The sequence below is a fragment of the Limosilactobacillus vaginalis genome, from assembly GCF_025311515.1.
Classification (GTDB): Bacteria; Bacillota; Bacilli; order Lactobacillales; family Lactobacillaceae; genus Limosilactobacillus; species Limosilactobacillus vaginalis.
The window spans coordinates 1,534,134-1,548,482 of record NZ_CP104399.1 but is presented as its reverse complement, the minus strand read 5'-3'; the positions used below and the strand labels follow the sequence as shown (position 1 = coordinate 1,548,482).

At 41.9% G+C, this 14,349-nt stretch carries 11 protein-coding genes; 9 read left to right on the top strand and 2 right to left on the bottom strand.

The genetic code is table 11. From position 1 onward, the window contains the following. Positions 1–96: 96 nt before the first annotated feature. Positions 97–1,134 carry an aldose epimerase family protein gene (locus N4627_RS07800; RefSeq protein WP_003716594.1) on the bottom strand — a complete coding sequence of 346 codons (1,038 nt, stop codon included), beginning with the start codon at positions 1,132–1,134 and terminating at the stop codon, positions 97–99. Positions 1,135–1,242: 108 nt separating this feature from the next. Then, the gene (locus N4627_RS07795) at positions 1,243–2,649 is read right to left on the bottom strand and encodes a DUF2252 domain-containing protein (protein WP_124031827.1); all 1,407 of its coding nucleotides are present in this window, start codon (positions 2,647–2,649) and stop codon (positions 1,243–1,245) included. Between the two features lie 184 nt (positions 2,650–2,833). On the opposite strand from N4627_RS07795, the gene N4627_RS07790 reads away from it, so the two are divergent. The 9 genes from N4627_RS07790 (at position 2,834) to N4627_RS07750 (ending at position 14,293) form a co-directional block, all read left to right on the top strand. Further along, the gene (locus N4627_RS07790; RefSeq protein WP_260964551.1) at positions 2,834–4,378 is read left to right on the top strand and encodes a plasmid pRiA4b ORF-3 family protein; all 1,545 of its coding nucleotides are present in this window, start codon (positions 2,834–2,836) and stop codon (positions 4,376–4,378) included. A 79-nt stretch (positions 4,379–4,457) separates the two neighbouring features. After that, entirely contained in the window at positions 4,458–5,501 is a 1,044-nt protein-coding gene (locus N4627_RS07785; protein ID WP_098045224.1) for a zinc-dependent alcohol dehydrogenase family protein, read from the top strand. A gap of 18 nt (positions 5,502–5,519) precedes the next feature. Further along, positions 5,520–6,113, top strand: a complete 594-nt coding sequence (locus N4627_RS07780) for a peptidylprolyl isomerase (protein ID WP_260964549.1) — start codon at positions 5,520–5,522, stop codon at positions 6,111–6,113. Between the two features lie 297 nt (positions 6,114–6,410). Beyond that, positions 6,411–7,799 (top strand): class II fumarate hydratase, encoded by a 1,389-nt coding sequence (locus N4627_RS07775; protein ID WP_040530758.1) that lies wholly within the window; start codon positions 6,411–6,413, stop codon positions 7,797–7,799. 39 nt (positions 7,800–7,838) lie between these two features. Then, the gene (locus N4627_RS07770) at positions 7,839–9,227 is read left to right on the top strand and encodes a flavocytochrome c (RefSeq protein WP_124031829.1); all 1,389 of its coding nucleotides are present in this window, start codon (positions 7,839–7,841) and stop codon (positions 9,225–9,227) included. A gap of 70 nt (positions 9,228–9,297) precedes the next feature. Further along, positions 9,298–10,719: an anion permease gene (locus tag N4627_RS07765; protein ID WP_260964546.1), complete on the top strand. Its 1,422-nt coding sequence runs from the start codon at positions 9,298–9,300 to the stop codon at positions 10,717–10,719. A gap of 574 nt (positions 10,720–11,293) precedes the next feature. Continuing rightward, positions 11,294–12,181: a LysR family transcriptional regulator gene (locus tag N4627_RS07760; RefSeq protein WP_098044969.1), complete on the top strand. Its 888-nt coding sequence runs from the start codon at positions 11,294–11,296 to the stop codon at positions 12,179–12,181. Positions 12,182–12,286: 105 nt separating this feature from the next. After that, on the top strand, positions 12,287–13,627 hold the full coding sequence (locus tag N4627_RS07755; protein ID WP_040530943.1) for a threonine/serine exporter family protein: 1,341 nt from the start codon (positions 12,287–12,289) through the stop codon (positions 13,625–13,627). A gap of 15 nt (positions 13,628–13,642) precedes the next feature. Next, on the top strand, positions 13,643–14,293 hold the full coding sequence (locus N4627_RS07750) for a uracil-DNA glycosylase (RefSeq protein ID WP_003716605.1): 651 nt from the start codon (positions 13,643–13,645) through the stop codon (positions 14,291–14,293). The last annotated feature ends 56 nt before the right edge of the window (positions 14,294–14,349 follow it).

Here is a 14,349-nt window from a genome sequence, read left to right as displayed (position 1 = left end):
ACTCGGTAAATTCGAAAATTAGTGATAAATAATTAGAGACAGGAAAAGCATTTTGCTTTTTCCTGTCTCTTCTTTTTCTTTAAAATGTTATAGAATTTAGTATTCTACGTGCCACTTAATTGTGTAGTTCTTTTCCTCGTTTGGATGAAGGGTGATGTCACCAAATTCTGGATGGTGGATAGCATCTGAAAGGGTTTGAGCTTCCATTGCAATTCCTAAGTGGGGATGAACTTCACCGTGGTTGTATACTGCTGGATCATCGGAGTTCATGGTGTACATAATTAGGGCATTCCGATCTGAGTAAAGGGTCATCTTACGACCACTTTCAGGATCTTCAAGGGTGGCAACTGGCTTGGTAAGACTTGGTTCAACTTCCCAAATATCATCAAACCCGTTTTCTTTAGTTGAAGCCATTCCTTCGAGTGCATCGCCAAGACGAGTTGGGGTGCTAAAGTCAAATGGTGTTCCTTCATTGGCTAACTTTTCTCCAGTTGGGATCTTGCCATCGTCAACGGCTAAGTGGTTCTTGGAATTGACATAGAGCTTTAATTGATTGACTGTCTTAGCACTTGCCTTAGCCATGTTCCAGTAAGTATGGTTAGTTGGGTTAAACAAAGTATCTGCATCAGATGTAGCACCAAACTTCAAGGTCAGGTTATCGTCATTGTCTAATGTGTAGGTTGCGGTAACATGAATCTTTCCAGGGAAAGTATCCATTTCTTCAGTAAGGGTGAGACTTAAAGTAATGGATGCTTCGTTATCAGTGACGTTAGTAGAATCAACATCCCAAATGTAGCTGTAGAAACCATTAGTCCCACCATGAAGCGTGTTTTTACCCTCGTTTTGTTCAACGTGGTATTCCTTACCATCAATTTCAAATTGGCCATCAGCAATTCTTCCGGCAACCCGGCCAATTAAACGGTTAGTGCAAAAACCATTGTTAGTAAAGTCATCAAGGTTTTCAGTAGTTAAGACCATATCGGCCTTACCGCCATCCTTGGTTGGCACCTTAAATGACTGTAATAGTCCAGCAAAGTCTAAGATTCCCGCTTGGACACCGTGATCATTTGTCAAAACATACTTTGTAACTGGCTTGTTTTGGTAAGTTCCAAACGGTACTTTAGTAATATTCATAATTCTATTTGCCTCCTTGAAGTAAGCGCTTCAATATTTACAGAACCTATTTTACCACAATTTAACAAGAAGGTGGTGCAAACGGTTGCATCACCTCCTTATAAACCACTATTTTGTTATTAGTCCATTATTATCCTGCAAACTATTCCGAAAATCATCAAAGTCAATGGCTACTTGTTTAGCATAGGCGTTTGTCCATTCAACGAGACCATCATCTAATGCTTTTTGTCCTTTGAGGTAACCACGAACCATTGGGGCGGTTGGGCTTTGAAAGTGGGCTATTGCTAGCAGTGTACTACAGATCTGACAGTAGAGGTTAAAACTTTCGTAATCAAGCTTATTTACTTTAATTGATTCTTTCATATCACGGAACTGACGAACATAGTAACTTCGTCCGCCAAATGATGTGCTACCAAGAAATGGATCAGAAGAAGCTTGGAGGGTTCGTTGCGCTGTGACAATTCGTCGTCCTGCTAACACGCCATTTTTAATTGCTTCTGCTGTTGGTAAACGGAGCAGGTTATAACGAAGGGGCATTGCTTCCTTAATTTGAAGAACTAAATGGCTGCCTTCGTTACCAGTGAGGAGAAGCAGGTAGCAGCGAGTCCCAAAACTACCAACGCCAACACTGTAGCGAATAATATCGGTAATGCTGAAATTGCCGAGAAAGATGCGGATGTCTTGACGTACATTATTCCGGTAATGGTTAAAGCCTTGAAGGATTTCTGCATACTTCTCTGCATTGACATGTTTAGCGCGGGGAGCATTTTCACTAAATCTTAACTGACCGTTTTCGTTAAGCTTCGTCATCTTCTTGACGATTTGCTCTGAGTTGCTTCGACTGCTCTTTTTAATAATTTTATTGAGGATTTCATTCATTTGGCTAGCACTATTGTTCAGAGTATCAATTGCGGCGATCATGTCATGAATTTCGTATGAAGAGTAGAGACGTTGGAAAAGACTCAGCTTATCATTGTGCTTAATACTATGGCGGTAGGTCTTTGTAATTAGGTGAAGAACGGAGTCAAGCTGTTCGTCGCTAAAGCCGTTTTCTTCACCAGCTAGGCGAGCACTAACCAGAAGACGTTTAAGGTCGCTTTCCCAATTGCCAATCCGTGATTCATCAAAATCATTCAGGCCAAAGATTAATTGACGCTCTGGGGAAGCATAGAAACCATAATTATTGACGTGGGCATCTCCACAAATAATCAATGGAATATGGCTTTGATACTGATCTTTAAGATCCTGTTCCATTAATTCTGCTGTTCCGCGAAAGAAAGCAAACTTGCTAGCCAGCATTCGTTCGTGACGAAGGGGCAGCAGTTCTTGAATCATTTTAGATTCTGTTTTCTTGATTGCGGCGACAGCATCACGGTGAACGGGGACAAATTCGGCTAGCTGTTCGCTGCTTACCTTAGTTCGCATTTCTTTTCCCGCTTCTTCTAACTCCTTTGCTGTTCGATTAATTTTGATTTTCTTGAGATCAAAAATATCTAGTTTACCGGAATCAAGCATTTTCGTTACTCCTTTAATATTTCACGTTTTCTTAAATTATTTTAGTAGTTTTATCCTTATTGTCTAGAATATTTGTTTTCACTTAGCCATTCTGTCACAATGGAGATAGAGGAAACGGTAGAGATAAAACGTGGGTCTGTTTGCTAAAAATAATAAATTCAAGCCCGTTTTAGAAGAAGGAGTGATGATGGTGTTAATTGCTGTTGAAAATAATGTTGCTCAGCATCTCCATGCAAATACAAGGCTAGCTGATGAACAACGGTTGATGCGCACCGATGCCTGGTCGATTAGGGTAACCGGCGATTTTATGATTGTAATGAATAACCTTCTATCGTTACCGGTGATAGTTCGTCATCCCCAGCAGTTTAGCGATCCACGGGCTTTTACCGCAACATTTAAGCGTGAGCTAATTCGGCTGCTGGAAGTTCTCCCGGTACCACGAGTTAAAGTTCGGATGATTCGTGATGCACAATTGAAACAGGTTGAATTTGTTCGGCCAGTTGTTCCTGCACTTCAACAGCGGTTGCAGATTTTTCAAAACCTGTTAACTCGGCCTGATATTGTTCAGTGGGATGATGATCCCAGTAATCCGGCAATCTCACTTGCACTAATGAAAAATTTAAAACTGCAGGATGTTAAAACAAACGAGGTTCAAACAGCAACGGAACTGTTTGAGAATTACGTAATTAATAATTTCGCTGTTCCAGCACATCCTAAGCTTAATGAACATAATCGACGGTATCTTTATCATTCTGAATCACTCAATGATGTCATGAATGAGTCAGAAGTTCGTGAGGAGATTATTCAGGATTACCGTTCTTCACTGGAGCAACTTGGGAAGAGCGATCAAATTATCGATCGGGATACTGATTACGCAACGGATTACTTATCTTACCTTGCAGAAGACGGGAAGACGATTCTGGATGATATTTCGACAATTTATTATTACGTTTATGATTATGGCAAACGCAATAGTGAACGATTAACTACTTCAAAGTATCGGGGGATGGGAGCCGCCTTTCGGGAATTCGGTCGGTTCCTCAAGCGGCAAGCTCTGTTTGCTGATGCTGATTTTGATCAGTTTAGCCAAGCATTAAATCAAGCAATCGATAATGCAACGCCCGCTAAGGAAGGTTACCGGTTAGAGAGAATGCTGCATAGTGCAGAATCTGAGCTTACCCGCCGGCGTTCTTCATTAAAGCATGCACACCATTACCGCAAAATTGAATATCAAATAAAAGTTGAATTAGCGGATTACCAGCCGAGTATGTGGCGACGACTTCAGTTTAGTGGCGAAACCCGGCTTGATGAACTTTGCTACTTCATTATGGCCAGTTTTGGGGCAACTGGTTCACACCTGTATAACCTTCAACTAAACAAGAAGAATTACCAATTGCCGTACCTTGATGGCGGAGAGAATATCACGCTCCACTGGTTAGGGGAGGCTCAGCAGGGTGATCGCTTAACACTTGAATATGATTTTGGTGATTCTTGGCAGTTCAATATTCTAATTGAGAAAACAACGCCAATCAGACGCTATCGACTAAGTCCGACTGAACCTAAAGTTTTAGACGGCAATGGCAAGGGGATTGTAGATGATATTGGCGGAACTGCTGGCTTGGAATTAGCTGCTCAGGATGATCAGACAATCAATAGCGGCTTCAATGCTAACCAGTTACAAAAACAATGGTTTGCCTTAACAGCAGAAATTGCTAAACAGTATCAATAATTTTATTGTTTATTAATTCACAAATATACAAAAAGGACTACAATAGTTTACAGAAAGCTAATTAAAAGAGGTCTTGAAGATGAGTAATCAAGTTGAGATTCCAAAAACAATGCGTGCATGGGAAGTAACCACTCCCGGTCCAATTGATGGTGAAAATGCTCCATTAAAGCTTGTTACTAAGCCAGTTCCAAAGCCACAACGCGGGGAGGTCTTAGTAAAGGTCCTTACTTGTGGTGTCTGTCATACTGATTTACATGTGGCAGAAGGCGATTTACCGGTTCATCATGAGCACGTTACCCCTGGACACGAAATTGTCGGTAAGGTAGTTGCTTTTGGACCCGAAACACAACGGTTTGAACTAGGTGAGCGGATTGGGATTCCGTGGTTCCGTCATGCATGTGGTGTTTGCAAGTTCTGTCGTTCCGGTCATGAAAACCTATGCCCGCATTCAGTTTATACCGGCTGGGATCATGATGGTGGCTACGCTGAGTATGTTACCGTACCGGAAGGATTTGCTTACCGGATTCCCGAGAAGTTTGATGATCTAGAAGCAGCGCCATTATTATGTGCTGGAATCATTGGTTATCGAGCTTATGAACGGGCTAATGTCCCTGCAGGTGGCCGTTTAGGTTTATATGGCTTTGGCGGTTCTGCCCACATAACAGCGCAAATTGCATTAGCTCAGGGAGTAGAAGTCCACGTCTTTACTCGGGGTGCTGATGCTCGAAAGTTTGCTCTTCAGCTTGGCTGTGTTTCTGCTAAGGGCGCATATGATCTTTCGGATGTTCCGCTAGATTCGTCAATTATTTTTGCTCCAGTAGGGGACATCGTTTTGCCAGCATTGGAAAGCTTAATCCCAGGAGGAACGTTGGCGATGGCAGGAATTCATATGTCAGATGTTCCAACCCTGAACTACCAAAAACACCTCTTCCATGAAAAGACGCTAACGAGTGTTGAAAGTAATACTCGTCGTGATGGGGAAGAGTTCTTAACATTAGCCGATCGTCTTAATATTCATCCTGAAGTTACCGAATACCCGCTTGAAAAGGCACTTGATGCATTGAAATACGTTAAACGTGGTGATATTAAGGGCGCTTGTGTGCTCAGAATAAGTCATGAGTAAAATGAAGGAGGAAATTAGATGCAGTATCCACAATTAGAGCTTGCGTCTGTGAAGGGACCGCAAGCAATAATCAAAACAAACCTTGGTGAAATTAAAATTCAATTATTTGAGAAACAAGCACCAAAGACCGTTAATAATTTTGTTCAATTAGCAGAAAAAGGTTACTACGATGGGGTAATCTTTCACCGGGTAATTCCTGATTTTATGATTCAGGGAGGAGACCCAACCGGAACAGGTCGTGGTGGTAAGAGCATTTACGGCAAAGCCTTTGAGGACGAATTCTCTGATCAATTGTTTAACTTTACCGGGGCGCTTTCGATGGCTAATGCTGGCCCAAACACCAATGGAAGTCAGTTCTTTATTGTTTCTAACGAACATGTACCGGCTAATATGATTGAACAAATGAAGGTTGTCGGTTATCCTCAAGAAATTATTGACCATTATGCCAAGGTTGGCGGTACTCCATGGCTAGATCATCGGCACACCGTATTCGGTCAAGTAATTACCGGGATGGACGTGGTCAAGAAAATTAGTCAAGCTAAGCGTGATAGCATGGATAAGCCGAAGAAAGATATTGTCATGGAAAAAGTAACGATTGATAAGAATAACTAACAACAAAAATTAGCTGATTCTGTCTAATAACTTTGTGATTTTAATCTTAATAGCAATAAAAATCTAGTTAGTTTTTTGAGAAAAATTGACTAGATTTTTTGTTTATCAAGTTTGTGAAAATAATTCGATGGTTGGTTACAAAGTCAGTAATAATCAATGCTCGGGAAATTATTATAAGTGAAAATTATAACATTCTAAAGGTTTGACTATGGATATTATTCCGCGTTAGGATAATAGTGTAATTGATGTGTATTTTTTCACAAACAGACGATTTTTTAGACAATGGAGGCTTTTACAATGACAAAATACCGTACTGAAGAAGATACTCTTGGTCCAGTTCAAATTCCTGCAGATGCATTATGGGGACCACAAACAGAACGGAGTCGAAACAACTTCCCAACTGGTCAGTATATGCCATTAGCCATTATTCGTGCTTTATTGAACATTAAGAAGGCAGCTGCCCAAGCAAACATGGAAACAAATGCTATTTCTGAAGAAAAGGGTAACTTGATTGTTCAAGCAATTGACGAACTCTTAGCTTTGAGCGATGAAGAATTACGTAAAGACTTCCCATTGAAGGTTTACCAAACTGGTTCTGGTACACAAACCAACATGAACACCAATGAAGTAGTTGCTCATAAGGCTCACCAACTTAACCCTGACATCGAAATCTTACCAAACGATGATGTTAACAAGGGGCAAAGTTCTAACGATACCTTCCCAACAGCAATGAACGTTGTTGCTTTGGAAGCTCTTGATAAGTTGAAGCCAGCTGTTCAACACTTGATTGACGAATTAAAGGCAAAGCAAGATAAGTACATGAAGACCGTTAAAGTTGGTCGGACTCACTTGCAAGATGCTGTTCCATTGACTTTCGGTCAAGAACTATCAGGATACGTTGCTGCGCTTGAACATGATCTTGATTACATTAAGACTCTTGAACCAACCCTAAACGAATTAGCAATTGGTGGAACCGCAGTTGGTACCGGATTGAACGCTGCTGAAGGGATGCCAGAGAAGATTGCTGAAAAGCTTAGTGAAGTATACGGCTTAAACTTAACAGCCGACTCAAACAAGTTCTACGGCTTAGCTAACCACTCTGGATTAGATGTTGTTCACGGTGCATTGAAGAGCTTAGCTGCTGATATGTTCAAGATTGCTCAAGATATTCGTTTCTTGGGTTCTGGTCCACGTGCCGGCTACGGTGAATTAAACATTCCAGCTAATGAACCTGGTTCATCAATCATGCCTGGTAAGGTTAACCCAACTCAAGCTGAAGCGGTAACGATGGCTGCTTTACGGGTATTCGGTAATGATACTGTTGTAACAATGGCATCATCACAAGGTAACTTTGAAATGAACGTTTATAAGCCAGTATTAATTGATGCCTTCCTTGAATCAGCTGACTTATTGACTGGTACAATCATGGGCTTTGCTGACAAGATGATCCATGGCATGACCGTTAATGAAGAACGGATGGAAGAATTAGTTGATAACTCACTCATGACTGTTACTGCATTATCACCACACATTGGTTACCACGACAGCGCCAAGATTGCTCAAGCTGCTGATAAGGCAGGAAGCACTTTGAAGGAAGCTGCTTTGAAGTCTGGCAAGGTAACCGAAGAACAATACGATGAATGGATGGACATGCTCAAGATGACCAACGTTGATCGTAAGGACTAGGGTTAAAGCTAACTAAATATTGAAAGGAAGAACTACGTAATGGCAGAATTTCAACCAACATCTGTTGGCAAGTTAGAAAACGACTATGACGTTGTAATTATTGGTTCTGGTGGAACTGGTCTTTCAGCCGCTATTCAAGCAAATGAATTGGGGATGAAGGTTGCCGTACTTGAAAAGGAAGAAGAGCTTGGTGGGAATACTAACCGTGCTTCTTCTGGAATGAACGCTGCTGAAACCAATGTTCAACTTCACCATGGCGTGATTGATAACGTTGCTGACTTTTATCATGAAACATATAAAGACGGTGGCCGGCTCAACGATAAAGATATGTTAGGCTACTTCGTTTACCATACTGCTCCAGCAATTGACTGGTTAGCTGATCATGACATTAAGCTTGATGATATTACCATTACTGGTGGAATGTCTAAAAAACGGACCCACCGTCCAGCAAGTATGGCGCCAATTGGTGGCTTCTTGGTAAAGAGCTTATTGAAAGTTGTTGCTCAAGAAGATATTCCGGTATTTAACAAGACTAAGGTTACCGAATTACGGCGAGCTGATGATGGTCGCGTAAATGGCGTTAAGGTTGATGCTGACGGGATCACTAAGATTATTAATGCGAAGGCTGTTATTTTAGCTACTGGTGGCTTTGGTGCTTCAAAGGAATACATTAAGCGGTTCCGCCCAGATCTTGAAAGCTACAAGACAACCAATCAACCGGGTGCTACTGGTGACGGCTTGAAGTTAGCTGAAAACGTTGGTGCTGAATTAATGCAAATGAACCTGGTTCAAGTCCACCCAACGGTTCAGCAGGATAATCCCCACGTTTACCTGATCGGTGAAGCAGTCCGTGGTGAAGGCGCAATTCTAGTAAACGCTGAGGGAAAGCGATTCGTTAACGAATTGAATACCCGGAAGATTGTGTCTAATGCAATTACAGCCTTACCAGAACACAGTGCCTACTTAATTCTTGACCAAGGAATTCGTGATCACGTTAAGGCAATTGAATTCTATGACAAAGTTGGCTTAGTTGTTCATGGTGAAACGATTGAAGATCTTGCAAAGAAGATTAATGTGGATCCAAGCAACCTAAAGCAAACCGTTGCAACTTGGAATCAAGCGGTTGAAAACCATGATGATGCTGAATTCGGTCGGACAACGGGGATGGATCGTGGCATTACTAATCCAGGATTCTTCGCTATCCACATTGCACCTGCTATTCACTACACAATGGGTGGTATTCACATCACACCAAAGACTCAAGTGCTTGATGGTAATGGTGACATCATTAAGGGACTCTTCGCTGCTGGTGAAGTAGCTGGTGGTCTTCATGGTAACAACCGTGTTGGGGGTAACTCCATTGCTGAAACGATCGTCTTTGGTCGTCAAGCAGGTCAACAAGTTGCGCTGTACGCACGGAGTTTGTAAACAAATAGCAACAGTTGGTGGTGAGAAACCACCGCAAGCAATTATTACTATTTAATTAAGGGACGGAAAGATGAAAAAATTAGAAAGTGTAAATTATAAGGGGTTCATTTGGCCTGTTATCGTTGGCCTAATCTTATGGTTTATGACCCCAATTAAGCCGGCTGCAGTTCCGGTTGCTGGTTGGCATATTTTTGCCTTATTCGTTGCAACGATCATTGCATGTATTACTCGACCATTACCAATTGGTGGGGTATCAATTGTTGCGTTTGCTTTAACGGTATTGACAAAGACTGTACCAATGGAAAAGGCAATCGTTGGTTTTGGAAATGCTTCTATCTGGATGATCGCAATGGCATTCTTCATTGCCCGTGGATTTATCAAGACCGGACTTGGTCGGCGGATTGCATTGAACTTTGTTAAGGCCTTTGGTAAGCGAACACTTGGCTTAGCTTATTCACTGATTGGGGTTGACCTAATCTTGGCACCAGCTACTCCAAGTAACACTGCTCGTGCCGGTGGTGTTTTATACCCAATTATTGAATCATTATCACAATCATTTGGATCAGATCCAAAGAAGGGCACCTCGCGGAAGATTGGTTCATTCTTAATCTTCGCTGAATACCATGGTGACATGATTACCGCCGCAATGTTCATGACGGCGATGGCTGCTAACCCGCTAGTTCAAACTCTTGCTAAGGGTAATGGTGTTAACGTTACCTGGGTTGGCTGGTTCTTAGCTGCTTTGGTACCAGGTGTTATTTCATTAATCGTTGTACCATGGCTGATCTACAAGATGTACCCGCCTGAAATTAAGGAAACACCAAACGCCAAGCAATGGGCTGAAAATCAGCTTTCAGAAATGGGACCAATGACTCTCCCTGAAAAGTTGATGGCCGTAATCTTTGTATTGGCATTAGCTCTCTGGATTGTTGGTAGTTTTATTGGTGTCGATGCAACTTTGGCTGCCTTCATCGCATTAGGCTTGCTTCTCTTAACTGGGGTCCTCAGTTGGCAAGATGTTTTGCATGAAACCGGTGCTTGGAACACATTGACTTGGTTCTCTGTTCTGGTTATGATGGCTGGTTCATTAACAAGCTTAGGATTTATTCCATGGTTGAGTAAGGCTGTTGGTAGCTCACTTCACGGAATGAACTGGGTATTAGTATTAATCATCCTGATTGTGGTTTACTTCTACTCCCACTACCTTTTTGCTAGTTCAACTGCCCACGTTACTGCAATGTACAGTGCCTTCTTGGCAGTGGCAATTTCTGCTAATGTTCCACCAATGTTAGCTGCTTTGATGCTTGGGTTCTTCGGTAACTTAATGGCATCTACCACCCACTACGCTTCAGGCCCTGCACCAGTCCTCTTCGGTTCTGGTTACGTTCCACAATCCAAGTGGTGGTCACTCAACTTTGTCCTCGGGATCTTCTACATCGTCGTTTGGATCGGTATCGGAAGCCTCTGGATGAAAGTACTGGGAATGTGGTAATTAAATAGAGTGCCTTCGCTCCAAAGAGTTTCCGGAAAGCTAGCAATTTCTCCTGACGAAGGCGTCTTGCGCCTAAAGAGTGAACCAGAAAACTTGTTTTCGTCTGTGAACCTTCACAAGGCTAACTAGAGTTATGGCTACCAACTTGTTGGTGACAGAATTCAGTTAGCTACTGGGGAAGGAGGTTGCTAGCTCTAGGAAACTCGAGCGAAGCACGTTTAAAATAGAGTGCGAGCAGGTAAAGAAGGCCCGTAAGACAACAATTTCTCCCGACTGGATGCTGAAAGCATCTGGGAGGGAGTCTGTTGTCTATAGGGGCTTCCCTGCGAACATATTTTGGCTCTGTTGTCTATTATCTCTAGCAAGTTCCTGGCGAGCAGTTCTTGACTCTGTTGCCCAACCACTCAAACTTTTGAATAGAAAATTAACTAACAGACTGACGAAATTAAGCTTCGTCAGTCTGTTTTTTTGTATTCAGAGATAATAAATTACGCTTGTCGTTATTATCTGCTTGCTGTTCTATTTGGTTATGGCGTAAGATATGATTATGTATCGAAAAAAGGAAGGAACAAAAATGAATACCCGCGATTTACAGTATTTTGTTGCGTTAGTTAAATATAAAAATTACACACGGGTTGCTAAAGAATTTAAGGTTTCCCAGCCGAGCATTACCCAAGCAATTCAACGATTAGAAAGGGAATTTAATACCCAATTAGTTCGTAAGGATCGCTTTCACCGAGATGAAATGATTACGCGAAGTGGGTTGCTTCTTTATGAAAATGCTGTTCTGATTAATGACAAGATTGATTTAACCCGAAAGGAAATTGATCGTGCTAACAAAAAGCAGATCAGGTTTGGCTTGCCACCGATTATTGGGAAATTATATATTTCTAAAATTGTTGAGGAGTTTTCTGGTGACTTGCTTTCCCGTCTCCGAATAACCTCGGTTGGTTCCCATGATCTGCTTAATCAGTTGCGGAAGGGAAAAATTGATATTGCAATTTTAGGATCGACTGCGCCGATTAATGAGGAAGATATTTTTGCTGAGTTAGTAGCAACACGCCCGTTCGGAATAATTGTTAGTGAGCAAAATCAATTGGCCCAAAAGGATGCCGTTCATTTTAATGAATTAGCAGAGCAAAAGTTTATCAACTATGATCAGCAATACGTTCATCAATCTGCATTTCAAGCATATTGTACTTATGCCCAGATTAAGCCTCAGATTGTTGTTTATCGGTTACCGAATGTTTCTTGGATTAAGGAACTTGTCCGGCAGAATAAGGGAATCAGTCTAATGGTTAAGGATGCCGCGACAAATGAGCCAGGAATCAAAGCATTGGATATTCTTGATCCAATTCCAGAAAAATTTTATATTTCGATCGTAATTCGGGAAGGGTATGTTCTTAGTGATGACGAACAAGACTTTATTCAACGAGTAAAACAAATTCAGCTTGATAATTAGTGGTTGACAAGGTCGGTATAATTATTTATGTGAATTTAAATTGAATGGAATTGATGGAGGAAAGCAGTCATGAAAAAAAGTGACGCAGAAGATACTGAAGGAGTCATGGGATTCGAACCAGCAGAACATATTTCGACACATCACCATATGGCAATCCCGTGGCAAGACTTTTTTACTAATGATAATTTCACCCCAGCAGGTGAAGCTAATTTAGTAGAACGGGCCGCAATTGCTGGACGAATTGGGTTAATGATGCTGTCGTACGGAACGGGGGCTTGGCGAGTTCGTGACTCAATGAATATCGTTGCTCGTGAATTAAAAATGACCTGTTCAGCTGATATTGGACTGGTTTCACTAGAATACACCTGCATGGATGCTCACCATAGCTATACTCAAGCATTATCATTACCAAGCACAGGGATTAATACAAGTAAATTATCCCAGATGGAACGGTTTATTGACGAATTTCATGAGCATGGCAGTGAAATGACAATTGGTGAAATACATAATCGACTTGAGAAAATTGCCCATAGTCGGGGAAATTATACGCCAATTCAGGTTGGGTTGGCGGCCGCGTTAGCTTGTAGCTGCTTCGTTTTCTTACTTGGTGGCGGACCTGTTGAAATGGCCTGTTGCTTTCTTGGTGCAGGCTTAGGAAACTATGTCCGGCGGAAGTTAATTGATCGGCATATTACGTTGCTGGCTTGTGTTTCCGTCGGGGTTGCAATTGCTTGCCTCTTTTATCTTTTTGCTTTTATCGGAATGCAATGGCTGGTTCATATTAGTCCACGCCATGAAACTGGGTATATTGGTGCAATGCTCTTCATTATTCCTGGTTTTCCATTCATTACTAGTGGCCTAGACATTTCTAAGTTAGATATGCGCTCGGGTCTCGAACGACTTGCCTACGCTGTAACCATTATTGTGGTAGCAACGCTAGTAGGGTGGATTGTGGCGATGGCCGTCCGTCTGCGCCCGGGAACTTTAGCAGCCATGCCTCTGCCACCACTGGTATTAATATTATTGCGGATTGTGACGAGCTTTGGTGGCGTCTTTGGTTTCTCAATAATGTTTAACAGTACGCCAAAAATGGCGGCAGTTGCTGGATTGATTGGAGCGGTTGCCAACACTACTCGGTTGGAATTAGTTGATTATAGTAGTATTCCTGCGGGTGCCTGTGCGTTTATTGGTGCATTGATTGCTGGATTATTAGCTTCAATTGTTAAAAGAAAAATTCATTATCCACAGATTTCAATTACTGTTCCTTCGATCGTGATTATGATTCCTGGATTGTACATGTATCAGGCAATGTACAATATGGGATTAACATCAATCAGTGTCGGTGCCCTCTGGATTACTAAGGCCCTCTTGATTGTTGTCTTCTTACCATTAGGGTTAATCGCTGCCCGAATTATCACTGATCCAAAGTGGCGGCATAATGGTTAACATGGGAGTGATTAAATGATCATTCAGTATCCAGAAAATCTTTTAGCTGAAGTGCGCCAACGAGTTGCTGGACGAAATCTTGCTGGCTTTACTCCTGGTCAGGGAAAACTAAAACCTGATTTGATGCTAGTTGGCGAGGCACCTGGTCGTCATGAAGAAGTTCATAATATTCCCTTTTCGGGTGCCTCTGGTAAGGAGCTAATGAAAATGTTAGCAACGATTGGTTATGATCGGGATAGCGTTTATATCACTAGTGTTGTTCGTCAGCGCCCGTATTCTATTAAAGAGGTTGTCGATAAGAAAACGGGTGCTAAGGTGACAAAAAAGCCAAACCGGACCCCAACAAAGAAGGAAGTATTAGCGTTTGCTAACCTTTTTGACTGGGAACTTGCTCAGGTACAACCCAAAATAATCGTTCCACTGGGCAACACGGCGTTACAACGGCTGCTTGGGCCACAAGCTAACATTGGCAAACTTCATGGCCGACTGTTGGATCAACCAATTCAGCATGCCAAAAAAGATGGTAGCGGCTACGAACTAGCAACAACTAATTCCTTATTAGTACCGATGTATCATCCGGCTGCAGTTCTGTACAGTCGAAAACTAGAGCCGACCATTTTGCGTGATTGGCAAAGGTTAGGGGAATTTATTCAGAATACTAACTAATTGTTGATTTAAAATTGAAAAGAGGTTGAGTTAGTATTCAACCCTTTGTATAATAC